Annotated in this window: 25 protein-coding genes and 1 pseudogene; 7 read left to right on the top strand and 19 right to left on the bottom strand. The window is 63.7% G+C overall.

The window, feature by feature from the left end; genetic code table 11:
* Window positions 1–8: 8 nt before the first annotated feature.
* Window positions 9–1,292, bottom strand: a complete 1,284-nt coding sequence (locus tag TZ03_RS17610; RefSeq protein ID WP_051099487.1) for an MFS transporter — start codon at window positions 1,290–1,292, stop codon at window positions 9–11.
* 130 nt (window positions 1,293–1,422) lie between these two features.
* On the opposite strand from TZ03_RS17610, the gene TZ03_RS17615 reads away from it, so the two are divergent.
* Complete coding sequence (locus tag TZ03_RS17615) at window positions 1,423–2,334, top strand: LysR family transcriptional regulator (protein ID WP_051099488.1); 912 nt, start codon at window positions 1,423–1,425, stop codon at window positions 2,332–2,334.
* Window positions 2,335–2,468: 134 nt separating this feature from the next.
* Here TZ03_RS17615 and TZ03_RS17620 read toward each other — a convergent pair whose 3' ends face one another.
* From TZ03_RS17620 to TZ03_RS17630, 3 genes are read right to left on the bottom strand one after another with little or no spacing between them, the layout of a single operon-like run.
* Complete coding sequence (locus tag TZ03_RS17620) at window positions 2,469–2,990, bottom strand: DUF2937 family protein (RefSeq protein ID WP_051099489.1); 522 nt, start codon at window positions 2,988–2,990, stop codon at window positions 2,469–2,471.
* Window positions 2,991–2,999: 9 nt separating this feature from the next.
* Window positions 3,000–3,773, bottom strand: a complete 774-nt coding sequence (locus TZ03_RS17625; protein ID WP_051099490.1) for a class II glutamine amidotransferase — start codon at window positions 3,771–3,773, stop codon at window positions 3,000–3,002.
* A 14-nt stretch (window positions 3,774–3,787) separates the two neighbouring features.
* Entirely contained in the window at window positions 3,788–4,285 is a 498-nt protein-coding gene (locus TZ03_RS17630; RefSeq protein ID WP_051099491.1) for a hypothetical protein, read from the bottom strand.
* A 199-nt stretch (window positions 4,286–4,484) separates the two neighbouring features.
* Between TZ03_RS17630 and TZ03_RS17635 the strand changes: the two genes are divergently transcribed.
* A complete protein-coding gene (locus TZ03_RS17635; protein ID WP_051099492.1) occupies window positions 4,485–6,527 on the top strand; it encodes a S9 family peptidase in 2,043 nt (680 codons plus the stop codon).
* A 138-nt stretch (window positions 6,528–6,665) separates the two neighbouring features.
* Here the strand turns inward: TZ03_RS17635 and TZ03_RS17640 are convergent, their stop codons facing one another.
* Complete coding sequence (locus TZ03_RS17640) at window positions 6,666–6,944, bottom strand: hypothetical protein (RefSeq protein WP_051099493.1); 279 nt, start codon at window positions 6,942–6,944, stop codon at window positions 6,666–6,668.
* A 132-nt stretch (window positions 6,945–7,076) separates the two neighbouring features.
* Here TZ03_RS17640 and TZ03_RS17645 point away from each other — a divergent pair, with 132 nt between their 5' ends.
* Both TZ03_RS17645 and TZ03_RS17650 read left to right on the top strand, forming a co-directional pair.
* Window positions 7,077–7,448: a YajD family HNH nuclease gene (locus TZ03_RS17645; protein ID WP_016711940.1), complete on the top strand. Its 372-nt coding sequence runs from the start codon at window positions 7,077–7,079 to the stop codon at window positions 7,446–7,448.
* A gap of 71 nt (window positions 7,449–7,519) precedes the next feature.
* Complete coding sequence (locus tag TZ03_RS17650) at window positions 7,520–7,990, top strand: RNA methyltransferase (RefSeq protein WP_051099494.1); 471 nt, start codon at window positions 7,520–7,522, stop codon at window positions 7,988–7,990.
* A 175-nt stretch (window positions 7,991–8,165) separates the two neighbouring features.
* Here TZ03_RS17650 and TZ03_RS17655 read toward each other — a convergent pair whose 3' ends face one another.
* The 6 genes from TZ03_RS17655 to gabP form a co-directional block, all read right to left on the bottom strand.
* On the bottom strand, window positions 8,166–9,656 hold the full coding sequence (locus TZ03_RS17655; protein ID WP_051099495.1) for an aldehyde dehydrogenase: 1,491 nt from the start codon (window positions 9,654–9,656) through the stop codon (window positions 8,166–8,168).
* 13 nt (window positions 9,657–9,669) lie between these two features.
* Window positions 9,670–10,563, bottom strand: coding sequence for a dihydrodipicolinate synthase family protein (locus TZ03_RS17660; RefSeq protein WP_051099496.1), 894 nt, complete (start codon window positions 10,561–10,563; stop codon window positions 9,670–9,672).
* A gap of 73 nt (window positions 10,564–10,636) precedes the next feature.
* On the bottom strand, window positions 10,637–11,965 hold the full coding sequence (locus TZ03_RS17665) for an MFS transporter (protein WP_051099497.1): 1,329 nt from the start codon (window positions 11,963–11,965) through the stop codon (window positions 10,637–10,639).
* 185 nt (window positions 11,966–12,150) lie between these two features.
* Window positions 12,151–13,470 (bottom strand): NAD(P)/FAD-dependent oxidoreductase, encoded by a 1,320-nt coding sequence (locus TZ03_RS17670; protein WP_051099498.1) that lies wholly within the window; start codon window positions 13,468–13,470, stop codon window positions 12,151–12,153.
* A gap of 63 nt (window positions 13,471–13,533) precedes the next feature.
* Window positions 13,534–14,250, bottom strand: coding sequence for a GntR family transcriptional regulator (locus TZ03_RS17675; protein ID WP_051099499.1), 717 nt, complete (start codon window positions 14,248–14,250; stop codon window positions 13,534–13,536).
* Between the two features lie 386 nt (window positions 14,251–14,636).
* Window positions 14,637–16,034: a GABA permease gene (gene gabP / locus TZ03_RS17680; RefSeq protein ID WP_051099500.1), complete on the bottom strand. Its 1,398-nt coding sequence runs from the start codon at window positions 16,032–16,034 to the stop codon at window positions 14,637–14,639.
* A 271-nt stretch (window positions 16,035–16,305) separates the two neighbouring features.
* Between gabP and TZ03_RS17685 the strand changes: the two genes are divergently transcribed.
* Window positions 16,306–16,644, top strand: coding sequence for a DUF2892 domain-containing protein (locus TZ03_RS17685; RefSeq protein ID WP_051099501.1), 339 nt, complete (start codon window positions 16,306–16,308; stop codon window positions 16,642–16,644).
* A gap of 143 nt (window positions 16,645–16,787) precedes the next feature.
* On the opposite strand, the gene TZ03_RS17690 is transcribed toward TZ03_RS17685, so the two are convergent.
* Window positions 16,788–17,996, bottom strand: coding sequence for a hypothetical protein (locus TZ03_RS17690; RefSeq protein ID WP_051099502.1), 1,209 nt, complete (start codon window positions 17,994–17,996; stop codon window positions 16,788–16,790).
* A 41-nt stretch (window positions 17,997–18,037) separates the two neighbouring features.
* Window positions 18,038–18,487 (bottom strand): YcgN family cysteine cluster protein, encoded by a 450-nt coding sequence (locus tag TZ03_RS17695; protein ID WP_051099526.1) that lies wholly within the window; start codon window positions 18,485–18,487, stop codon window positions 18,038–18,040.
* A gap of 144 nt (window positions 18,488–18,631) precedes the next feature.
* Between TZ03_RS17695 and TZ03_RS17700 the strand changes: the two genes are divergently transcribed.
* The gene (locus tag TZ03_RS17700) at window positions 18,632–19,225 is read left to right on the top strand and encodes a nitroreductase family protein (RefSeq protein ID WP_051099503.1); all 594 of its coding nucleotides are present in this window, start codon (window positions 18,632–18,634) and stop codon (window positions 19,223–19,225) included.
* A gap of 122 nt (window positions 19,226–19,347) precedes the next feature.
* Here the strand turns inward: TZ03_RS17700 and TZ03_RS17705 are convergent, their stop codons facing one another.
* From TZ03_RS17705 to TZ03_RS17730, 6 genes and pseudogenes are all read right to left on the bottom strand, one after another.
* A complete protein-coding gene (locus TZ03_RS17705) occupies window positions 19,348–20,280 on the bottom strand; it encodes a D-2-hydroxyacid dehydrogenase (protein WP_051099504.1) in 933 nt (310 codons plus the stop codon).
* Window positions 20,281–20,282: 2 nt separating this feature from the next.
* Window positions 20,283–20,576, bottom strand: coding sequence for a YcgL domain-containing protein (locus tag TZ03_RS17710; protein WP_051099505.1), 294 nt, complete (start codon window positions 20,574–20,576; stop codon window positions 20,283–20,285).
* Complete coding sequence (rnd, locus tag TZ03_RS17715; RefSeq protein ID WP_051099506.1) at window positions 20,573–21,706, bottom strand: ribonuclease D; 1,134 nt, start codon at window positions 21,704–21,706, stop codon at window positions 20,573–20,575. The genes TZ03_RS17710 and rnd overlap by 4 nt, the downstream gene beginning before the upstream one ends.
* A 196-nt stretch (window positions 21,707–21,902) precedes the next feature.
* A pseudogene (locus TZ03_RS17720) lies at window positions 21,903–22,259 on the bottom strand (sulfatase-like hydrolase/transferase); the annotation flags it as partial.
* A 14-nt stretch (window positions 22,260–22,273) separates the two neighbouring features.
* Window positions 22,274–22,786, bottom strand: a complete 513-nt coding sequence (locus TZ03_RS17725; RefSeq protein ID WP_082056648.1) for a GNAT family N-acetyltransferase — start codon at window positions 22,784–22,786, stop codon at window positions 22,274–22,276.
* Between the two features lie 563 nt (window positions 22,787–23,349).
* Window positions 23,350–23,724, bottom strand: coding sequence for a 5-carboxymethyl-2-hydroxymuconate Delta-isomerase (locus TZ03_RS17730; RefSeq protein WP_051099508.1), 375 nt, complete (start codon window positions 23,722–23,724; stop codon window positions 23,350–23,352).
* Window positions 23,725–23,842: 118 nt separating this feature from the next.
* Between TZ03_RS17730 and TZ03_RS17735 the strand changes: the two genes are divergently transcribed.
* Window positions 23,843–24,079, top strand: a complete 237-nt coding sequence (locus tag TZ03_RS17735; RefSeq protein WP_051099509.1) for a YdcH family protein — start codon at window positions 23,843–23,845, stop codon at window positions 24,077–24,079.
* The last annotated feature ends 51 nt before the right edge of the window (window positions 24,080–24,130 follow it).

The following is a 24,130-nucleotide window of genomic DNA, read 5'->3' on the forward strand; positions in this document are numbered from 1 at the left end:
TGCCTACCTTACCGCGCCTGCAGCTGTTTGCCGCGAGTTTCCGGCAGGCTCAGGGCCGCCAGGATCACCACGCCATAGGAGACTGCGGAGAACACACCGATACCCAGGCCCAGCGGCACGCTCTGGCCAAGCATGCCGATCAGCAACGGGAACAATGCCGCGATGACCTTGCCGATGTTGTAGCAGAAGCCCTGCCCCGAACCACGAATGCGCGTAGGGAACAGTTCGGTCAGGAATGCGCCCATGCCACTGAAGATGCCCGAAGCGAAGAAGCCCAGCGGGAAGCCCAGCCATAGCATCACACCGTCGCTGACCGGCATCTGCGTGTACAGCAGCACGATGACGAACGAGCCCACGGCGAACAGGATGAAGTTCTTCTTGCGCCCCAGCAGGTCGGACAGGTACGCACTGATCACATAGCCGACATAGGAGCCGACGATCACCATGGCCAGGTAGCCGCCAGTGCCCAGCACGCTCAGCCCGCGCTCGTTCTTGAGGAAGGTCGGCAACCAAGAAGTGATGGCGTAGTAGCCGCCCAGCGCGCCGGTGGTCAACAAGGACGCACGTACGGTGGTCCAGAGCATGCCCGGGGCGAAAATTTCGTAGAATTGCGACGGTGCCTCGGCGTTTTCCACCGCCTTGGCTTGGCGATACACCTCGGGGTCCTTGACCAGACGGCGCACGAAAATCACGAACACCGCCGGCACCAGCCCCAGCAGGAACAGCGCACGCCAGGCCTGCTCTGCCGGCAGCCAGGAGAACAGCAGCGCGTAGAGGATCGCCGTGAGGCCCCAACCGATGGCCCAGCCGGATTGCACCATGCCCACCGCCTTGCCACGGTCCTGGGCGCGGATCACTTCGCCGATCAGTACTGCCCCGGCAGTCCACTCACCGCCGAAGCCAAAGCCCATCAGGGTGCGGGCGATCAGCAACTGCTCGTAGTTCTGGGCGAAGCCGCAGAGGAAGGTGAAGAAGGCGAACCACAGCACCGTCAGTTGCAGGGTACGCACCCGGCCGATACGGTCGGAGAGGATACCGGCCACCCAGCCACCCACGGCCGAGGCGATCAGCGTGCTGGTGTGGATCAATCCGGCTTCGGTGGTGGTGATGCCCCACAGCATGATCAGCGTAGGGATGACGAAGCTGAGCATCTGCGTGTCCATGCCGTCCAGGCCATAGCCGATCTTGCAGCTCCAGAAGGTGCGCCGTTGCTGTGAGTCGATGTCGCGGTACCAGGCGAAGGGCCCGGACGAAGAGGGGGAACTGACCTGCTGCACGCCGGTGGGGTTCATGCTTGCCTCGGCTTGTTGGTATTGTTTTATGGGCGACATAAAGGGTCGCGGCCTGGGCGCCATTGTTCAGAGGCCGCGCCACCTGCGTCCAACGAGAAAAACCGCCGGTCTGGAACAAGAAAAACTGATCATGAACCTTCGCTTCCTCGAAACCTTCGTCTGGGTCGCCCGGCTCAAGAGCTTCCGCCTGACCGCGGAAAAGCTGTTCACCACCCAGGCCTCGGTATCCAGCCGCATCGCCGCGCTGGAGGCAGACCTGGGCGTGAAGCTGCTGCTGCGCGATTCACGCGGCGTCAGCCTGACCCCTGAGGGCGGCAAGGTGCTGGAATATGCCGAGCGCATGCTGGAAACCGCCAAGGCCATGAAACAGTCGCTGGACAGCGACCGGGCCAAGGTCGGGCGCATTCGCATCGGGGTGATGGATACGGTGATCCATACCTGGATGAGCGCACTGGTGGCGGAGCTGACCGAACGCTACCCGCAGGTGGAAATCGAGCTGGTGGCCGACACCGCGCTGAACCTGCGCGAGCAGCTGCAGAAGGGCTTTCTGGACGTGATCCTGCAGACCGACCTGCTGCGCGAGCAATCGATCCGCAGCCTGGACCTGGCGCGCTACCCGATGGGCTGGGTGGTGGCCGCTGGCTCCCACCTGCAGCGTGGCTACGCTTCGCTCGCCGAGCTGGGGCGTGAGCGCATCATCACCTTCTCCAAGAACTCGCGGCCGCACCAGGAGGTACTGAGCCTGCTGCAGGGCGCGGGGGCCGAGACGCCACGGTTGAACTGCGTGAACTCGGTGGCAGCGATCACCCGCTTGTTGCGCGACGGGTTCGGCATTGGTGCGCTGCCACCAGCGCTGGTGGACGCGGAGTTGAGCCGGGGCGAGCTGGTGTTGCTGCAAGGGTTGCAACCGCCGCCGAGCCTGGAGCTGGTGGTGGCCTGGCAGACCGGGGTGGCGCTGGTGGATGAAGTGGTCGGGGTTTGCCGGCAGGTGCTGGAAAGGTATGCGCGGGATGTGGGGGGGCAGCGGATTGTGCTGGTCTGACCGATTTGGGGTGCTTGTGCCGGCCCTTTCGCGGGCTTGCCCGCTCCCACAGGATGCTCATAGGCCTTGAGAGCTGTGCAATACCTGTGGGAGCGGGCAAGCCCGCGAAGAGGCCGGTACAGGCGCTGCGATAATCAGCGCCAGCTCTCTTTCACCGCCCTGCGCCGCCCGCCAAGGATCACCCAGCCAATCCCCAGCAACAGGCTTTCGACCACGAAGGCCAGCACGAACCCGGCCCCAAGCCCCCAGCCAATCGCCTCGGGCACCAGCAAGATCTGGTAGCTGTAGCCATTGAGGGTTTCTTCCCGCAACCGCGGGTCGGCCTGCACCAGCACATGCCAGGTACGCTGCATCCATGAACCTTGCAACGCCTGCCATTCGTTCTCCAGCAGTTCATTGCGGATCATCAGGCTTTCGATGCTGTTGGCATCACTGTTGAACACCGGGTCGTCACTGCTGCGGTAATGCCGCAGCAGTGCCTGCAGATCGCCGTTGAAGAAGCGCTCGGCGGTTTGCCGAAAGCCGTCGAGCGCCTCGCGTGATTCGAACAGGTGCGCCTCGACCCGCAGGCCGTAGTCCTTGACCAGCCCCGGGACCTGGATGCCGGCCAGCAGGCCGACGGTGAACAACAGCAACCGCAGGTAACTTCTGAACATGCAGCGTCCTTAGCTCTGGCCGTGCGCTGTGCACTCTCCGTGCCGCCACAAGGCCCATTGACCCGGCTCGTAGCGGTGCCAGGTCTCGTTCTCGGTCAGGGCCTCGGTGGCGATCACCGTGACCACGTCATTGGGGGTGGTTTCGGTATGAAAATCGACGATCAGGTCGACATCCTTCAAGCGTGCCGCGCCAAACGGCGCACGCCGGGTAATGTGCACCAGCTTGGTCGAGCAGAAGCAGAACAGCCAGTCGCCGTCGCTGAGCATGCAGTTGAACACGCCCTGCCCACGGTAGCCAGCGCAGGCTTCGACCAGCACCGGCAGCAATTGCTCCACCGGCACCGGCTCGGGGAAGGCGCTGCGGATGCGGTTGAGCAAGTCGCAGAAGGCCGCTTCGCTGTCAGTGTCGCCCACCGGCCGGTAGAAACTGGCCTGGCCCTTGAAGTCGCCCAGCTGGCCGTTGTGCGCGAAGCACCAGTTACGGCCCCACATTTCCCGCACGAACGGGTGGGTGTTGGACAGGCACACCTTGCCGACGTTGGCCTGGCGGATATGGCCGATGACCACTTCGCTCTTGATCGGGTAGCGCTGCACCAGGTTGGCCACTTCCGACTCGCTGCTGGCGGCAGGGTCCTGGAACAGGCGCAGGCCACGGCCTTCGTAGAAGCCGATGCCCCAGCCGTCGCGGTGCGGGCCGGTACGGCCACCGCGTTGCATCAGGCCGGTGAAGCTGAAGACGATATCGGTGGGGACGTTGGCACTCATGCCCAGCAGTTCGCACATAGGCGTGTCTCCACTTACAGACGGGGCTCGACCCGGCCATTGCCAGGAGGGGCAACCGGGGGCGGGTCGTCACGGTAACGGTCGCGGCGCTCGGCGGCCAGCGGGGCCTGCGCGGCAAGCTCATCATCTTCGCTCGCCTGGCGCCTGGCGGCGGCCTCGGCCTGCGCACGGCGCTCGCGGGCGCGTTTTTCCAGCGGCCAGCGCACCAGCACGAAGAGCAAATACAGGCCGAAGGCGATCATGCCGTACATGGCGAAGTCGGACACCGCGCGCCAGGCGTTGTTGCCGACCTTGAAGGCCACATCCAGGGCGGTGATGGCGATGGCCGGGGCGAAGCTTTCCTTGACCGGGTCGACGATGGTCGGGGTCAGCAGCAGCACGGCCAGCAGCACCCGCAGCGGTTCGCGCAGCCAGCGCCACATCCAGCCGGTGAGCTTGAAGCCCACCAGCAGGCAGCCCAGGGCGGCAACAGCGTAGAGGCCCCAGGCGAGGGTGTAGTCGTTCTCGGTCATGGTGTTCGTGCAAGCCAGGCAAAGAGATGCCTATGATAAACACTTTTCCGGGCGCAGACAGCGTTTGCCTGTAGCGGCCTCTTCGCGGGCAAGCCCGCTCCTACAGGGACCGCACCGTTCCCAAGGCTGTCGCAGACCTGTAGGAGCGGGCTTGCCCGCGAAGAGGCCGGCACAGGCAACCCCAACCAAGAGATCCTCAATGCCAACCAAGCCCCAACCCCCGATTGCCCGAGCCGACCAGGCCGCCGACCCGTACGCCTGGCTGCAACAGCGCGACACCCCCGAGGTGCTCGCCTACCTGCAGGCCGAAAACGCCTATCAGGAAGCCTGCCTGGCCGACCAGGCGCCGCTGCGCGAGCAATTGTTCGAAGAGATCAAGGGCCGCATCCAGGAAACCGACCTGTCGCTGCCGACGCCCTGGGGCCCCTACCTGTACTACACCCGCACCACCGCGGGTGACGAATACCCGCGCCACTACCGCTGCCCGCGCCCGGCCGACGATTCCAATACCGTCGATGAAAGCCAGGAGCAACTGCTGCTCGACCCCAACGCCCTGGCCAACGGCGGCTTCCTGGCCCTCGGCGCGTTCAACGTCAGCCCCGACCACCGCCTGCTGGCCTACAGCCTCGATACCAGTGGCGACGAAATCTATACGCTGTACGTCAAGGACCTGGACACCGGCAACGTCACCACCCTGCCCTTCGACGACTGCGACGGCAGCCTGACCTGGGCCAACGACAGCCAGACGCTGTTCTTCGCCGAGTTGGACGACACTCACCGGCCATGGCGCCTGCGTCGCCACACGCTGGGCACCGACGGCGCGCAGACCGTGTTCGAAGAGCCCGACGGGCGCTTCTTCCTGCACTGCTACCGCACCAGTTCCGAGCGCCAGTTGGTACTGCTGCTGAACAGCAAGACCACCAGCGAGGCCTGGGTGCTGGATGCCGAAACCCCGCAGGCGCCGTTCACCTGCCTGGCGCCGCGTGTCGAAGGCCACGAGTACTTCCCCGACCATGGCCAGCTCGACGGCCAGTGGCGCTGGTTCATCCGCACCAACCAGGACGGCATCAACTTCGCCCTGTACCACGCCCCGGTTGCGCCGGTGCCAAGCCGGGAACAATGGCAGGTGCTGGTGGCGCACCGTGACACGATCATGCTCGAGGGCCTTAGCCTGAATGCCGGCGCCCTGACCCTGAGCCTGCGCGAAGGCGGCCTGCCAATCATCGAAGTGCGCCCACAGGGCCTGCCGAGCTACCGCGTCGAGCTGCCCGATGCGGCCTACAGCCTGTACGTGCAGGACAGCCTGGAGTTCGCCAGTCCGCGCCTGCGCCTGCGCTACGAAGCCCTCAACCGCCCGGCCCAGGTGCGCCAGCTGGAGCTGGCCACAGGCGCCCAGGCAGTGCTCAAGCAAACCCCGGTGCTGGGTGCGTTCGATGCCGACGACTATATCAGCGAGCGCCTGTGGGCCAGCGCGCCGGACGGCACCCAGGTGCCGATCAGCCTGGTGCGCCGTCGCCAGGACCTGGGCCAGCGCGTGCCGCTGTACCTGTACGGCTACGGCGCCTATGGCGAAAGCCTCGACCCGTGGTTCTCGCATGCGCGCCTGAGCCTGCTGGAGCGCGGCGTGGCCTTTGCCATCGCGCATGTGCGCGGCGGCGGCGAACTGGGCGAGGCCTGGTACCGCGCAGGCAAGCAGGAACACAAGCACAACAGCTTCAGCGACTTCATCGCCTGCGCCGAACACCTGATCGCAGAGGGCGTGACCAGCGCTGATCGCCTGGCCATCAGTGGCGGCAGCGCGGGTGGCCTGCTGATGGGGGCGGTGCTCAACCTGCGCCCAGAACTGTTCCGCTGCGCGATTGCCGAAGTGCCGTTCGTCGACGTGCTCAACACCATGCTCGACCCCGAGCTGCCGCTGACCGTGACCGAGTATGACGAATGGGGCAACCCTGAGGAGCCTGAGGTTTACGAGCGGATCAAGGCTTATGCGCCGTACGAGAACGTGAAGCAGCAGGCCTACCCGGCCATGCTGGTGGTGGCGGGTTACAACGACAGCCGCGTGCAGTACTGGGAAGCGGCCAAGTGGGTGGCACGGTTGCGCACGCGCAAGACCGACAGCAACCTGCTGCTGCTAAAGACCGAGATGGGTGCCGGGCATGGCGGGATGAGCGGGCGCTATCAGGGGTTGAAGGATGTGGCCCTGGAATATGCGTTCGTGTTTGGCGAGTTGGGTGTGGAGTAAAACCCAGATTCAAGCACCCGCGCGATCCCTGTGGGAGCGGGCATGCCCGCGAAGAATCCAACGCGGTGGCTGGCACCGGCTGCGCCGGTGTTCGCGGGCACGCCCGCTCCCACAAGGGCCGGTGCAGGCCAGCGATGTTCAATCATCCTCCACCACCGGCTTCGCAGGCTCTGGCCGCAACCCCGGCAACGGCTGGTCCTTCGGCGGCCCAGGCACCGGCATCGGCGGCAACAACGGCGCCCCCGGCTGGCTGTCATAGGCCTTGGGCGGCGTACTCGGGGTTATCTGCGGGTATGGCGTGGGCGTCGGCGTACCCGGTGCACCAGGCACCGGCGTGGTCAGCCGGGGTGGCGTGCTGGCGGCTTCGGCCATGGGCAGGCCCGCCACCAACAACGCGGTGAGGATCGCGTGAAACATCAGCAACCTCCTGTCGGGAACCTTCCTACAGGCTACGCCGATATTCAGGTTTTCGCCTGTCCGCCTGCCCTGCAAGCGCGCTAGACTCAGTGGCATAACCGTCATCTGCCTGATCAGAACAAAGGAAACACCATGAGCTCCACCTCTTCCGCTGCCGCCACCGCGCGCCTCGACCGCATCCTGGCCGATGCCAAGCGCGACAAGGAAATGGGCTACCGCGACAAGGCCCTGAGAATGTACCCGCACGTCTGCGGCCGCTGCGCCCGCGAGTTCTCCGGCAAGCGCCTGAGCGAGCTGACCGTGCACCACCGTGACCACAACCACGACAACAACCCGCAGGACGGCTCCAACTGGGAGCTGCTGTGCCTGTACTGCCACGACAACGAGCACTCGCGCTACACCGACCAGCAGTACTTCAGCGAAGGCTCCACCAGTACTCCGAGCATCGCCAAGGCCACCCACAACCCGTTCGCCGGGCTGGCGGGCATGCTGAAGAAAGACTGACCATCGATTCGCCCCCCACTGCTACCGGGCAGCCCGTATAATCGCGCTTTTTTCGCGAAGGGCCCCGGTACGTGGCAAACAAACGATACAGCTGCATCGGCCTGTTCAACCCCAAGTCGGCAGAAAACGTCGGCTCGGTGATGCGCGCCGCGGGTTGCTATGGCGTCAATTCGGTGTTCTACACCGGCAAAAGGTACGAACGCGCCCGTGACTTCGTCACCGACACCAAGCGCGTGCACTACGACATCCCACTGATCGGCATCGATGACCTGCAACGCATCATCCCGCTGGGCTGCACGCCGGTGGCTGTGGAGCTGGTGGAAGGTGCGCGGCCCTTGCCGGAATATACCCACCCGGACCGGGCCATCTACATCTTCGGGCCTGAGGATGGCTCGCTGAGCGCGGATGTGCGCGGGTGGTGCGAAGAGACCATCTACATTCCCACCGAAGGTTGCATGAACCTGGCGGCGACGGTGAATGTGGTGCTGTATGACCGCATGGCCAAGGGGCTGAATACCCGTTCGGGGCCCAAGTTCAAATAATAAAAAGGCCGCCACTGCGCTAGCAGGGCCGGCCCTTTCGCGGGCAAGCCCGCTCCTACAACAGCGGGCAGCGTGAACCCCCGTAGGAGCGGGTTTACCCGCGAAAGGGCCGGCCCTGCGAACACAAGGCAGCCAGGTGCCGAACTCCGTCAGAACAGCACCGGTCTTGCTCAGGTCACGAAGCGTTGATCCAGATGGTCTTAAGCTCCGTGTACTGGTCATGCGCCCAGATGGACTTGTCGCGCCCACCGAAGCCGGACTCCTTGTAGCCACCGAACGGCGTCGAGGCATCGCCCTCGCCGAAGCAGTTGACCGTGACCACGCCAGCGCGAATTTCGCGCGACAGGCGCAGGGCGTTGCGCAGGCTGCCGGTGTAGGCCGAGGCGGCCAGGCCGTAGACGGTGTCGTTGGCGATCTCGATCGCTTCGTCAATGGTCTCGAAGCTGGTCACGCTCAACACCGGCCCGAAGATCTCCTCGACGAACAGCTTGCTGTCACGGCCAACGTTGTCGACGATGGTCGGCTGCACGAACACGCCTTCCTCGGTTTCGCCACCCTGGACGACGCTGAGTTTGTGCTCGGCGGCATATTCCAGGTACGACTTGACCTTCTCGAAGTGCGACTTGCTGACCATGGCGCCCAGGCGGTTGTCCGGGTCCAGCGGGTCGCCCAGTTTCCAGTCCTTCAGGTGCTTGGCGATCAGGCCCAGCAACTGGTCCTTGACGTCCTTGTGCACGATCAGGCGCGACGACGCCGAGCAGTTCTCGCCCATGTTCCAGAACGCACCGGCGGTGACGAACTGGGCCACTTCGTCCAGGTCTTCGCAGTCGTTCATGACCACGGCCGGGTTCTTGCCACCCAGCTCCAGGACGATGCGCTTGAGGTTGGACTCGGCGGCGTATTTCAGGAACAGGCGGCCAGTGTCGGTGGAGCCGGTGAAGCTGACCATCGGGATGTCCATGTGGCGGCCAATGGCCTCGCCCACTTCACGGCCACCACCAGGCACCAGGTTGAACACACCGGCCGGGATACCGGCTTCATGGGCCAGCTCGGCCACGCGCAGGGCGCTGAGGGTGGTTTCCTTGGCCGGCTTGACCACGATCGAGCAACCGGCGGCCAGCGACGGGGCGATCTTCCAGGCCAGCATCAGCAGCGGGAAGTTCCATGGCAGCACCAGGCCGACCACGCCAATCGCTTCACGCACCACCATGGTCACCGCGGCATTGCCGGTGGGGGCAGTGTTGTCGTAGATCTTGTCGATCAGTTCGGCATGCCAACGGATGGTGTGGATGGTTTCCGGCACGTCGACGTTCTGGCACTCGCTGACCGGCTTGCCGCTGTCCAGGCTTTCCAGCACCGCCAGCTCGTGGGCGTTGTCTTCCAGCAACTGGGCGAACTTCAGCAGGATGTGCTTGCGCTCGCCTGGCTGAAGTTTCGACCATGAGCCGTCTTCGAATACACGCTTCGCAGCTGCCACGGCCACGTTGACGTCGTTCACGTCGCAAGCGGCGACTTCGGCCAGTTGCTTGCCGGTGGCCGGGTTGGTGGTGACAAACGTCTTGCCCGAGATTGCATCGCGGAATTCGCCGTCGATGAACGCCTTGGTGCGCAGTTGCAGGTCGGCGGCAATGGCCGCGTATTGTTCCTTGCTCAGCAAATCAGCCATTTTTCCTTCCTCCTTATTGGATCTGGGCGATGGTGGCTTTCAGCTCGGTGACTACGCGCTGCAGTTCCTGCTTCTCGGCAGCATCCAGGTCGTACAGCGGCTTGCGCACGCCGCCGGTGCTCAGGCCGTTGAGGGCGCAGCCGTACTTGATCGACTGGACGAACTTGCCACCTTCGAGGAAGTCCATCAGCGGCATCATGGCGGCCATGATCTTGCGGCCTTTGTCGAAGTCCTTCTCGATCACGCAGGCCTCGTACAGGGCCACGTGCTCGCGCGGGATGAAGTTGGAGCCGGCGCAGACCCAGCTCTTGGCGCCCCAGGCAAAGAATTCCAGGGCCTGGTCGTCCCAGCCGCACGACAGCTGGATGTTCGGGCGCTTGATGGCCAGGCGGTGCAGCTGGGCCATGTCACCGGAGCTTTCCTTGATGGCGACGATGTTCTTCACGTCAGCCACGGCATCGAAGAACTCCTCGCCCATGCTCACGCTCATGCGGCCTGGGTAGTTGTAGAGCATGATCGGCAGGCCGGCGGCGGCGTCGACGGCTTTGACGTGCAGGGCGATTTCCTGCTGGGTCGGCAGCGCGTATGGCGGGGTGCCCACCAGCAGCGCGTCGGCCTTGATTTCCTTGGCGTGCTGGGCGAAGGCCACGGCGTCTTCGGTGCGGATGCCACCGGTGCCGACGATCAGTGGCAGGCGGCCATTGAGCACGTCCTTGGCCTGGGCGGCCAGTTCGATGCGCTCCTGGGTGGTGTGGGCGTAGTACTCGCCGGTGGAACCACCGATGATCACGCCGTGGATTTTTGCCTCGACCAGGTATTCGAGGACTTCGGCGAACGCCGCCTTGTCGATCGAGCCGTCCGCAGCCAGCGGAGTGATTGCCGGGGTGTAGATGCCTTCGAATTTCACGGTAGGTTCTCCAGTGCGTTGCTCAGTGTTGTAAAGGCCACAGCACAACCACGCTGCGGCGGGTTGCATGGGTTCAGTTCAGTGAAGCCGCTTGTTGCAGGTTCAGCGAACGGGTTTCCGGGGCCAGGGCAACCGAGAAGGCCAGGCCGACGAAAGTCACGACGGCGGCGGCATACATGGTGGCGCCGATGCCATAGCTGTCGAGGGCGATGGGCACCAGCCAGGTGCCGACCGCGGCACCGACCCGCGACATGGAAGTGCCCACGCCCACGGCGCCGGCACGGATTTCGGTGGGGAACAGTTCGTTGGGGTAGACCAGCTGCAGCACCTGGGCGCCACCGATGAACAGTGCATAGGCACCGAACAGCGCCAGGATGAGCATCTCGCTGCCGTTGCTGAAGGCGCCCAGGCCGAGCAACGCCAGCCCCGACCAGAAGAAGCTGTGCAGCAGCGTGGTGCGACGGCCGATGGTGTTCAGCAAGCGGGTGCCGATGATGCAGCCGACCACGAACAGGCAGGTGATGGCCACCGAGCCGATCGACGCCCAATCACCTTTCAGGTTGAGCGCGCCCAACACTTTCGGGGCGAAAGCGTACACGGCGAACACCGGGATCACCGAACAGGTCCAGAACATGGTGACGAACAGCATGCGCTTGCCGTAGCCGGAGTGCAGCAGGCTGAGGAACGACAGCTTGCGGGCCTTGGGCTCTTCCGGCAGGTTCTTCAGCGAGAAGCCGCTGCCATACACGCGTTTTATCACCTGCTCGGCTTCCGCCGAACGCCCCTTGCTGATCAGCCAGCGCGGGGATTCCGGGGTACCCAGGCGAATGGCGAACAGCAGCGCGCCGATCACCGCGGCACTGGCCAGCACCAGGCGCCATGCATCGTCGCCGCCGTGGCGCAGGATCGCCTCACCGACCATATAGGCCGTGGCCGCACCGGCAAACCACAGCACGGTCAGGGTGGCCAGGCGTGGGCCACGGTTCTTCTTCGGCAGGAACTCCACCAGCAGCGAGGTGGCGACCGGGTATTCGATGCCCACCGCGATGCCGATGGCAAAGCGCAGCAGGAACAGGGCCATCGCCGACTCCACCCAGAACTGCGCGAGCGAGGCCAGGACGAACAGGGTCGGGCCGACGAAGAACACGCGCTTGCGGCCGAAACGGTCAGTCAACCAGCCACCGAAGAAGCCGCCGAAGAAAATACCGATCAGCGCCGAGGCGGCGATCATGCCCTGCCAGAAGCTGCTCAAGCTGAGGCCGACAGACATCTGCACCATGGCCACGCCGATGATGCTCAGGACATAGCCATCGACGAACGAGCCGCCACCAGAACGCAGGGTCAGCAACTGGTGGAACTTGTTGATCGGTACATCTTCAATCGAAATATTCGGACTTGTCATTATTGGTTCCTGCTACTTCTTCTACATGCACATATTCAAGGCGAGCGCATCCGCGAAACTGAAAACAGCGTTCAGCCCCGGGTGATCGGAATACTCATCTCGATCATCGAATTCGGGCAAAGCGAGCCCGTGCCGGCAAACTACAAGCCGGCGTTGAATGGTTTATGGCCTAACTGGGATAACGGTCAGCTTTCTTTGCCAGCGCGGAATTGCCCCCACATCAGGTTGGCGTTCAACCCCAGGGAAACCAGGGGCTGCGGTGGATTCGCACAAGGCCCGGGGGCATTGAGCAGAAACTCGATCAGTTCGTTCTTGTCACCAGCCAGCCAGTCGGCCAGCAACTTGCCGGTGACGGTGCCACGGGTAACGCCCAGGCCGTTACAGCACAAGGCGCCCACCACATTGGGTGCCAACTTGCCAAAGAAGCCCATGTGGTTACGCGACAATGCCAGTGCACCGCCCCAGGTATATTCAAAGTTCACCCCGGGCAACATCGGGAAGCGGCGGGCGAACGATTCACGGTGGCGCTGGACGAAGCGCTCCAGGTACTTGCGGTTGCTGCGCCCATCGGGGTTGTAGCTGAAGCTGTTGCGGATCAGCAGGCGGTTGTCGACGGTACGGCGCATGGTGGTGCCGAACGGGTCGGCCGGGATCACGCCCCAGTAGGGTTTGCCGCCCAGACGCGCCTGCTCTTCCTCGGTCAGCGGGCGGGTGATACTGCCGTAGGTGAATACCGGCAACATGCGGCCCTTGAGGAAGCCGAAGCTCATGCCGAAGGCGTTGGTGGTGAGCACCAGCTTGTCAGCGGTGATCGAACCGTTGGCGTGGCGCAGCACCACCTTGTCGCCGTACTCGACGTCGGTGATCGGCGTGTGTTCGTACAGTGATACGTTGCCCGGCAGGCTGTCGGCCAGGCCTTTGACCAGCGCCGAGGGCTGTAGCAAGGCGGTGCCCGGGGTGAACAGGCCTTTGCGGTAGAAGTGCGTGCCGATGTGCTCGGGCAGGTCGCGGCCTTCGATCACTTCGTAGGGCTGGCCGAGCTTGTCCAGGCCACGGCGGTAGGCGTCCAGCACGGCGATGCCGCGGTCTTCGATGGCCGCCTGGTATTTGCCGCAGTGGCGGAACTGGCACTCGATGTCGTAGCGCTCGATCAGCTCCTTGAGATACGCCTGGCCGCCCAGGTTGAGCTTGAGCACGGTCTTGGCGATGTCGATGTCGCCAATGTAGTCCTCGGCGCCGATGTCGTGCGGCAGGTCGATGGCGAAACCGGCGTTGCGCCCGGAGGTGCCGAAGCCGACCTCCTGGGCCTCGACCAGCACGATCTCATCGTCCGGAAAGTTCGTTGCCAACTGCCGCGCCGCGGCCAGGCCGGTGAAACCGGCACCGACCACCACCCAGCGCGCCTGGCTGTGACCACTGTGGGCCGGCCTTGGCGTGCGAGGCTTGCTCAGGTGATACCAGCCACAGGTGGCATCATCGGCGGGTAACGAACTTATTCTTGTCATGTCACTAACCTGGATCTCGTTGTCGGACGTGGGGTCAACGCCAGCGGCAATGACCGGGGTAACTCATATCTGAATCGGCACATCCAGCCCTTGCGGTGCGGCGTACTCGGCCATGCGCCGGCGCGACAGCTCGAAGTGCTCGCGCACCAGCTGCCCGGCGGCCTGCGGGTCGCGGCGCTCGATGGCCTGGATCATCTGTTCGTGCTGCTCGCAGGCGATTTCGAGGTCGCGCTGCATGTCATCGGTGGTCGGGTGGCGGTAGAAGATCTTGCCCAGCCGGGTGTGGTCGATCAGCAGGCGACGCAGGCTCGGCAGCAGGTAGTCGTTGTGCGCCATCTTGCCGATTTCCAGGTGGAAGGCGTCGTTGTAGAGCACGCGGTTTTCCACGTCGCGCTCTTCGATGGCCCGGCGGAACAGGGCCTGGATGCCTTTGAGCACTTCGATTTCTTCGCTGCTGGCATAGGTGGCGGCCAACTGGGTGGTGGCAACGTAGATAAGCGGGGCGGCGACGTAGAAGCTGTGCAGCGACTCGTGGTTCATGGCGGCGACACGTGGCGCGCGGTTGGCCTCCAGCTCGATGTAGCCTTCGGCGGCGATCTGGCGCAGCAGCTCGCGGACTGGCGGGCGGGACAGGCCGAACTCGTCGCACAGGGCCAGTTCGTCCACCACCGCGCCTGGGGCCAGTTCCATGCTGAGGATCCGGCGGCGCAGCGCTTCGGCGAGGACGGCTTTGCGGTCCTGTGGCACTTCTGCACTGACGGGTTGGACAATGGCTTTCATGGCGGCCTTCTTTGTTGTCATAGCACTATGTCTACTATTTGTATAACGACTATAGGGCACTGTTAGACAATGTGTCTACAGCATTTTCGATGAACGGCAAAATCTGTCTGGGCCTTGGTTTTAAAGGGCTCCAGCGGGTACAGGGGTGAGATTAAACACCCTTGAAGCTGCATTGCCAAACCGGACAGAAAATTCTCCAGATCAGACAAACACCCAGAATTTCACCGCTTGCACCGGCCCTATCGCCGGCAAGCCAGCTCCCACAGGGACTGCACAGGACCTGAAAGCTGTGGGGTCCCTGTAGGAGCTGGCTTGCCGGCGATAGGGCCAGCAGCACAAACAAAAAAGCCACCTGCAGGCAGGTGGCTCTCTGTCATTCACACCGGTCAGGCAGCCGCCAAGGCCTCCCGCTGTGCATGCCGCTTGCTGGTAATCACCCCCAGCACCAGGATCACCAACGCCAGCGCCAGGGTCAGCGACACCTCCATACGGTGCTTGGGCATGACGAACATGGTGCCTAGGGCAAAGATGATGAAGCCGATCACCGCATAGGTCAGCCACGGATACAGCCACATGCGAAAGGCGATCTCGACGTTCTGCCGCTGCAGGATGGCGCGCATGCGCAGTTGCGAGAAGGCAATCGCCAGGTACACCAGCAACGCAATCGACCCGGAGCTGGCCAGCAGGAAGGCAAACACCTCAGCCGGGGCGAAGTAGTTGACGATGGTCGCCAGCATGCCGATCAGCGTGCTGCCGATCACCGCCGCACGCGGTACGCCCACCTTCGAGGTACGCTGGATGAAACCTGGCGCATCACCGCGCTTGCTCAGCGAGTAGAGCATCCGCGACGAGATGTAGATCGACGAGTTCAGGCAACTGGCCACCGCCACCAGCACCACCATGTCCACCAGTTGCTTGGCGTAGGGGATGTTCATGATTTCCAGCGCGCGCTGGTACGAGCCCTGCACCGGCAGCAGCGGGTCGTTCCATGGCACCACCGAGATGATCACGAAGATCGACAGCAGGTAGAACACACTGATACGCCAGATTACCGAGCGGGTGGCCTTGGCGATGTTGCGTGCCGGGTCTTTCGATTCAGAGGCGGCGATGGTCACCGCTTCGGTGCCCAGGTAGCTGAACATGGTGGTCAGCAAGGCGCCGATGATTGCCGTCCAGCCATTGGGCATGAAGCCGCCCTGTTGTTCCAGCAACAGTGGCAGGCCACTGACTTCGCGACCGGGCAACACACCGGCCAGGGCGGCGGCGCCCAAGGCGATGAAGGCGACGATGGCGATGACCTTGAGCATGGCGAACCAGAACTCGAATTCGCCGTACTTGGCCACGCTGAACAGATTGGTGGCGGTCAGCAGCACGGTCATGCTCAGGGCGAAGAACCAGGCATCGATGTGCGGGAACCAGTTATTGAGGACCACGCCGGCGGCGATGGCCTCGATGGGGATCACCAGCACCCAGAACCACCAGTACAGCCAGCCGATGGTAAAGCCGGCCCAGCGGCCGATGGCGCGGTCGGCATAGGTGGAGAACGAGCCGGTATCGGGGCTGGCGACGGCCATCTCCCCGAGCATGCGCATCACCAGCACCACCAGCGCCCCGGCCAGGGCGTAGGCGACGATGGCCGAGGGGCCTGCCGCCGCGATGGCGTGCCCGGAGCCGATGAACAACCCGGCACCGATCACCCCGGCGATGGACAGCATGGTTACATGGCGTTGCTTGAAGCCTTGCGCCAGCTGATTGCCGGCGCCACTCGCGCTTGTCATTGTCATCCTGATCCCTGCTTTTGTTTTCTTTGTGGGGACGTGAAGCTCCTGGATCGAAACCCAGCGTGGATGAGCTTCGCGCCCGGTCACGGTACGCCAGCGGGGGGGCGGTCAAGTTGCCTGGATCCGCCACGGAGTTGACCATAGATGACATTCACCCTCTTGAAACAGGCATGACAGAGCCTTCGCGCGACACCGGGATGTCGCTCGGCGTACCGACTGAACGATGGCGGCGGCCGGCAGGTCAGTTGCTTACACTTCACAAGGAGGGCTTGCCATGCTCGATATCCACTCTGCTGCGACTTCGCAGCACAATGTCCGTGGCCTGGAACGGGTCGGTTCGCTGGCCGGAGGGGCGCTGATGTTCAGCAAGGGGTTGCGCCATGGTGGCCTGGTCGGCTTGCTGCAGATGGTGGTCGGTGGGCTGGCGGTGGCGCGCGGGGTCAGCGGGCACTGCTCGACCAAGGCCTGGTGGCAGCGGCATCGGCAGGAGTATCAGCGGTTGCGTGCGGACATCGAGCGCAGTGCGGCAGAGCTGGAGGTGTTGAAGGCCAGTGCCAGGGCGGCTACAGAGGGGGTGACAGTGACCGGGAAGGATCCGTTGACTGGCAGTTGATTTTGCATTGCCTGTGCCGGCCTCTTCGCGGGCACGCCCGCTCCCACAGGGGTTCCTCATTGCTGTGGGAACATCGCAGGCCTGTGCAGTACCTGTGGGAGCGGGCGTGCCCGCGAAGAGGCCAGTACAGGCGATAGAGATGTCTAACGCAGCGCCTTGGTCTGCAGCACCTCGGAGCGTCGCCCCAGCACGTTCTCGCTGATCTGCACGAACTCTTCGGTGCTGACGCTGGGCAGGCGCATCAACCCGCGCACCACATCGTCCAGCGAACGCTTGGCCTGGGTATGAATGCGGATTTCCTTGTCCAGTGCCTGCAGCAGCAACACCCCGCGGGCCACCTGGGCCGGGCTCGCGTGCTCGCCCCTGAGCCGGGTGACCTTGGCGCCCCGCTTGCTCAGGCGTGCCTGCCAGGCCTGGTAACGGTCATCGCTCATGCCCCCCGAACGGCGCAGCAACTCGCTGGCGTAATAGTCGGTCAGGCTCTCCACCAGCCAGTCACTGCCGTCGCGCCCACGAATCTGCGCAAACAACTGCACCACTTCGCGCAACAACGGGCTGCTGCCATTCTCACTGACCATCGGCCGGGCACTGTGCAGGTACAACGAACCCTGCGCCGCCATGGCTCCGCGCCACATGCCGTCACGGGCACCGACCAGCAATAGTTTCGGCGGGTTGCGCGGGAACACCGCCTGCAACTGCGGCCAGATGAACGTCAGCAAGGTCAGGCTGTCCATGCGCCGCATGCCCTGCCCCACCGGCGCGGCCACGGTCACCTCGGTATCGCCCAGGCGGGCCCGGCGGCTGCCCAGGTCGCCGGCGAGCATCCAGCCGGTCGGGCGGTCGAACAGGCGCGAAACGTTGTCGATGCGGAACTTGTCCTTGCCGATGCGCGGCCAGGAGGTCTCGATGCTCTTCCAGCCCTCGGGCAGGTCGAACGACAGGCGCGTCACCAGCTCGGTGCCGTCCTGCTGGTCGAGGCGCGCCGGCGGTACCAATTGGTCGCCGAGGAACAGCGCCCAGTGCGGGGTAATGCGCGACGAATAGGCACCGCTGCTGAGCTGCTGGTCCAGTTGCACACGGTAGCTGAGGCTGGTCTTGCCGGCTGCCGGCTGCCACACGCCGCGCTGGCCTTGCAACTGCCATTGGCCATCGGCCTGGAAGCCACTGTAGACCCCCGCCTTGCCCAGGTCGAAGTCCAGGCTGCGCACGGCGCTGCCTTCGCCCAGGGTCAGGCGCACTTCAGCCTGGCCACTGGCAGGTAACAGACGCACCTGGTAGTCGAGATCGACCCTTTTCGCCCAGGCCGGCGAACAGGCCATCAGGCCCAATAGCAACAACAGCTGGCAACGCATACAGAAACTCCTTGTTTCCCCGTGGCAGCGGGCCGCGCCGGTCAGCTGGCGCGGAAGATCAGGTGGTCTTCCCAGTCGTCTTCGTCCACATCGTGCTCACTGAGCATACGCCCCGACTGGGAAATGCGCTGTTCATGGACTTGCTGGCGGTCGCCGCAGACCAAGTGGTGCCAGGCCGGCAGGTCCTTGCCCTCACTGACCAGGCGGTAGCCGCAGGTGCTCGGCAACCACTTGAACTGGTCGGCCTTGCCCGGGGTGAGCTGGATGCAGTCGGGCACGTGGGCGAAGCGGTTGGGGTAGTCGCTGCACTGGCAGCTATCGAGGTCCAGCAGCTTGCAGGCGATGCGCGTGTAATAAACGCTGTTGTCGTCCTCGTCCTCGAGCTTTTGCAGGCAGCACAGGCCGCAGCCGTCGCACAGCGACTCCCACTCTTGCGGGCTGAGTTGTTCGAGGGTCTTGCGCCGCCAGAACGGCGCGCTATCAGCGATCATCACACGGGTTTCCTGCATTCATCCTGGGGCCACGGCGCGCGGCGGCGCCAGTCTAGAGCCTGGCCTTCGGCAAAGCCAGACCGCTTGTCAGTCACGACGGGACGCAGTAGCGTGCGCTTTTCCCGTCCTTTTGCAGGAGCCGCCATGAGCGCCACCCCCCGCATTGCCGATTACGCCATCAACGAGCAGTTCATCAACCGCTGGTCGCCACGCGCCTTCACCGCCGAGCCGATCAGCGAAGAGACCCTGCTGAGCTTCCTCGAAGCCGCACGCTGGGCACCGTCGGCGTACAACTCGCAGCCTTGGCGCTTCCTGTATGCCCGCCGCGACACGCCGAACTGGGAGCGCTACCTGAACCTGCTGGTGCCGTTCAACCGCAGCTGGGCGCAACAGGCGTCGGCGCTGGTGCTGATCATTTCCAAGACCACCTTCGCCGCCCCGGGCGCCACTGAAGAAAAACCAGCCCTGTGGCACACCTTCGACACCGGTTCCGCCTGGGGGCACCTGGCCCTGCAAGCCAGCATCAGCGGCTGGCACACCCATGGCATGGCCGGCTTCGACCAGGAACTGGCACGCCAGGAACTGAAGGTTCCGGAAGGCTACGTGCTGCATGCCATGGTGGCGATCGGCAAGCTGGGTGACAAGGCCAGCCTGGACGAGGCACTGCAGGCGCGCGAAGTGCCGAGCCCGCGCAAGCCGTTGAGCGAGCTGGCTGCCGAGGGTGATTTCAGCCTGTAAGGTTTGGGTAGCTTGTACTGGCCCCTTCGCGGGCAAGCCCGCTCCTACAACGATCTGCGCCAGCAGTGCGGTCGCTGTAGGAGCGGGCTTGCCCGCGAAAGGGCCGGCACAGGCACTACAAATCAATACCCCCGGTCGAAATCCACTTCACCCCGCAACCCCTGCCCCGCCGCATACGCCTGCACATTCTCGACGAACAACCGCACCATCGCCGCCGGCGAGGTGGGCGCCGAGCTGTGCCCGGTGAGCAGCAGGCCCCACGCGGTCCAGAACGGGTGCTGCCTGGGCAGCGGCTCCTGCCGGCACACATCGATCACCGCCCCAGCCAGGTGCCCCTGCTTCAACGCTTCTACTAGGTCAGCATCGACCACTGCCACACCACGCCCGGCATTGATGAACAGCGCCGTGGGCTGGAAGCACTTGAACAGCGCCGCGTCGTACAGGTCATGGGTGGCCGGGGTATCCGGCAGCAGGTTGAGCACGTAATCGACCTGGCCGAGCATACGCGGCAGGTCGGCCAGCGCCGCCACCTCGACGAACGGCGCCTGTTCACGGGCGCTGCTGGCGACGCCGTACAACACCACACCAAACGGCTGGAGGAACTCGGCCACCCGCTGGCCAATGTCGCCAGTGCCGACGATCAGTACCTTGCGCCCTTCCAGGCTACGCCCCGGGCGGTCGTCCCAACGCCGTTCCACCTGGCTGACCAGGCGCGACAGCACCTCGCGCTCATGGCCGAGCATGTAGGTAAGCATGTACTCGGCCATCACTTGGCCGAAGATGCCCACCGCACGGCTCAGGCGATAGTCACGCGGCAGGCCCTGGGCCAGCAACGGGGTGATGCCGGCCCAGGTGGATTGCACCCAGCCCGGCTTGTGGCCCTGGCGCAGCAGGCTTGCCAGCAGGTCCGGCTGGCCCAGCCACACCGGGCACTGCGGCGCCTGGCGGGCCAGTTCGGCGGAGTCGCCACTGGTCAGGATTTCCAGTTCAGGCGCGGCTTCACGCAGAAGCTCGGCGTATCGAGCATGATCATGCTCAGCAATCAGTACACGCATGGTCAGGCCGGGTCGTTACGACGCAGCAGTTCTTCGGGCAGGTGCTCGATGTAGTCGTCTTCCGGCGGCGGCATCTGCAGGTGGTAGCCTTGGCTGTCGAGGTTCTCCAGCACCTTGGCGATGTCCTCGCGGGCCAGCTTGCGCTCGGGGGTAAGCACCAGGTCGAAGGCGTGCATGGGGGTGCCGAAGAACGGCAGCAGGCCTTCGGGCACGCGCTCCAGGCCCTCGGCCTTGAGCACGTACAGGTACATTTCGTTCTTGCGGGGGCTCTTGTAGATCGAGCAGATACGTTTCATCGGGTTTCTCCGGCGCCTGCCAGGCTGTCCAGCAGGGCCTGGCCCATGCGCTCGCGGCGCCAGCCGCGCAGCGAATCGGGCAGTTGGTAGGGGCCATTGGGGTAACCGCTCTTGAGCAGCGCTTCCAGGGCTTTCTTGCGCAGCATGAGTTCGGGGGCAATGCCCAGCCGTTCGCCTTCGGCCTGGCCGATGGCACGCAGTTGCTTGAGGATGCCGGCAGCCTCGATCGGCAGCGGCTCGGGCAGCGCCTGCGGCCACTGCTCGGCGGGCAGGCTGGCGGCGCGCTTGATCAGTTGGATGAGGAACTCTCCGTCCTGGCGAATGGTGCGCGGGTGCATCTCGTCGATCTTGGCCAGCGCCGAGAGGTTGTTCGGCTGGTTCTTGGCCATGGGCCACAACGAGTGTTCCTTGAGGATGCGGTTGCGCGGCACATCGCGGTTGCGCGCTTCGCGCTCGCGCCAGGCACACAGCTCACGCAGCACCGCCAGTTGCTGGGGGGCCAGCTTCCAGGCCAGCTTGATGTCGCGGTACAGGCTCTCGGGCTCGACTTCGCGGCGCAGTTGCGCGACCAGCTCGGCGCCGTCCTCCAGCACCCAGGCGTACTTGTCGTCGGACAGGCGTGGGCGCAGGGCAGTGAACAGCTCGGCCAGGTGCACGGCATCCTCGGCGGCATAGCTGACCTGGGTTTCGGAGAGCGGACGCTGCAGCCAGTCGGAGCGGGTTTCGCCCTTGGGCAGCTCGATACCCAGCACGTCCTGCACCAGGCGCGAATAGCCCATGGAGAAGCCCAGGTTCAGGTAGCCGGCGGCCAGCTGCGTATCGAACAACGGCTGTGGCAGCTTGCCGGTCAGGCGCAGCAGCACTTCGAGGTCTTCGCTGCAGGCATGCAGCACCTTGACCACGCCGCTGTCTTCCAGCAGCTCGGCCAGGGGTTGCCAGTTGCCGATCAGCAGCGGATCGATCAGGAAGGCGCGCTGGCCGTCACCGACCTGGATCAGCCCGGCTTTCGGGTAGAAGGTGTCGACCCGCATGAATTCGGTGTCGACGGCGACGAAGGGCAGTTCGTGCCAGGCCCGGCAGTGTTCGGCCAGGCTCTGGTCGTCACGGATCCAGTGTATTTCGATGGCCACGAGGCTCTCCCACTAACATTGGCGCGCAGTATATACGGCGCGGGCCCTGCTGGTGAAACCTGAGCCATCCTTGATATCGATCAGTGGTGCTGTTGTGCATGCCTGGCCCTGTGGGAGCGGGCATGCCCGCGAAGCAGGCGACGCGGTGGATGGCACGGGCTTCGCCCGTGTTCGCGGGCACGCCCGCTCCCACAGTTCAGCGCTTGGCCGCCAGCCACGGCCGGCAGCTGGCGAACATGTCCAGCGACTGCTGGTAGACCTCGGTGTGCACCTGCAACAGGCCAAGCATCGAGTGAAACAGGTTGTCCTGCGACAGCGGGGCATCGCTGAGCTTGGCCAGGCAGTCGGTGTCGACGCCAAAGTCCTCCTTGTAGCTGTCGGAGAACCAGGTCAGCAGCGGCACGTGCTTCTGCTGTTCAGGGGCGATGGCGTATGGCGTGCCATGCAGGAACAGGTTGTACTCACCCAGCGACTCGCCATGGTCGGCCAGGTAGATCATGGCCGTGTCGACCTTGTCCTGCTTGCTGCGCAGGATGGGGATCAGCTCATCCAGGCGTTGCAGCAGGATCAGACCGTGGTATTCCCTGATTCAGAGCACTCGCTGTCTGAACATTTCATCAGTTGCAGCCTTATGTACGGATGACTGTTCAGCCACTCGTATTCCTCGATGAAGGCAAATCCTTGACGCTGGTAGAAGCGCACTGCGCGCGCGTTCTCGGGAGAAACGCCTAGGACGATGTGCGCAAAGCCAAGCTTCGTCGCCCGCGCCTTGACTTGCTGCACCAGGCGCTGCGCAATATCAGTGCCCCGCCATTGAGGGTTGACCCACATGCCGATCAGAGTGAAACGCCGCCGCTCATCAAGGCTGGCACCTACCATGCCGACAGGCATTTCCTGCTCAAGCGCCAACCAAAAATAGGGGGGATGTTGTGATGAGGCTAGAACCTTCCAGCGCTCGTCGCTATTGTTGGCGGCATCCTCATAGCGGACACCGAATGCAGTGGGCGAGGCTGACAATGCCTGCAGTCGAATGGACCTCAGTATTTCCCAATCCTGAGGTTCAGTTTCCCGGATGATCATGCTGCAACACTCCTAAAAGTTCGCAATGCCACTACGTGTAAGAATCCTGCGCTACTCATCCAGAATCGGCGCGCGGGCATGCATGATCCGTGTGTTATCAAATACCCTAATCCCTAGACTGCCAGTGCACATGGTAAGCACTGAGGTAAACCAGGCTGTAGATGACGACGATCGCCGAAATAGCCTGACCATCGCCCAATCATCAGAAACACGCAAATTAACTTAATGAGCGATCAGAGCCATTGACATCACTCCGCACTCGCACACACCGGAACGCCATACCCCTATGTAACCGTCGAGCGATGCGATAGATCAACACATTTATCTCTAGACACTTATATTTGGGAAGCGCCTGTAGGAAGCACCTACATATGACGTAAGAATTTTCTTGCCATATAAACAAGAGGCGGCGGCAAAAACTAAGTGCAACACCGTACCGGATTGGTCAGGTGCTGCACTCAGTTTTTGCCGCCGCCCACTTTAGATAACGAAATTCTGACCTATGTGGATGCAATCGGGTTGGAAGGCCGGACCTGGCAGAATTCTGGTCGGCTCGCTGAAAATCAGGCCTGGGTCGGGAGAATTCTGGCCTTGGCGTACGGCTCACGATCAATGTCCAGCACTTCCACGCACAGCTGGATGTCCAGCCCGGCCTGCTCGGGGATGGCGTCACGCAGCACGTTCAGCAAGCTGTCGGACAGTTGCGTCTTCACCTCCGACGAGCGCCCGCTGAGGATGGCCAGGCGCACATGGGCAAAGGCGCGTTCGCTGGGCGAGGTGCCCACGCGAAACTGGCTGAAGGCCTGGGCGCGGCTCTTGATGTCGGCCTCGTCGGCGAACTGGCCACTGCTGACCAGGGCGTGGTTCAGGCGTAGCAGCAAAGTATCGACGTTCAAGTCGCGCAGGTTGTCGCTGTATTCCAGGTTCAGGTGAGGCATGGCGCAGGTTCCGGGTCACTGGAGAGAGGCGACAGACTACCCCAGTCCCCTACCTGCGCAAAGACGACTATCCTCAAAGGTCAGGACCATTCGCCAACCCCCCGACAGAGGTGAAGAAATGCCAGTTCCGCATGATCTGCTCGCTGACCTGCACATTACCGCTGACAATTTCCAGGCACTGATGGACAAGGACCAGACGCTGCATTCACTGCACAAGGAATACAACGCCAAGGACAAGGAGGTGGTCGCCGCCGAAGGCAACGGTACCAACGACGAAGCCGTCAACCGCCTGCGCAAGGAGCGGCTGCTGATCAAGGACAAGATCGAACGGATCATTCATCCGCCCAAATCCTGATTCATTGCGTAGGCCTGCACAGCCACTGTGGGAGCAACTGTCTTGTATTGC

The organism is Pseudomonas sp. 10-1B (genome assembly GCF_000935045.1).
In the GTDB taxonomy this organism is placed as follows: domain Bacteria; phylum Pseudomonadota; class Gammaproteobacteria; order Pseudomonadales; family Pseudomonadaceae; genus Aquipseudomonas.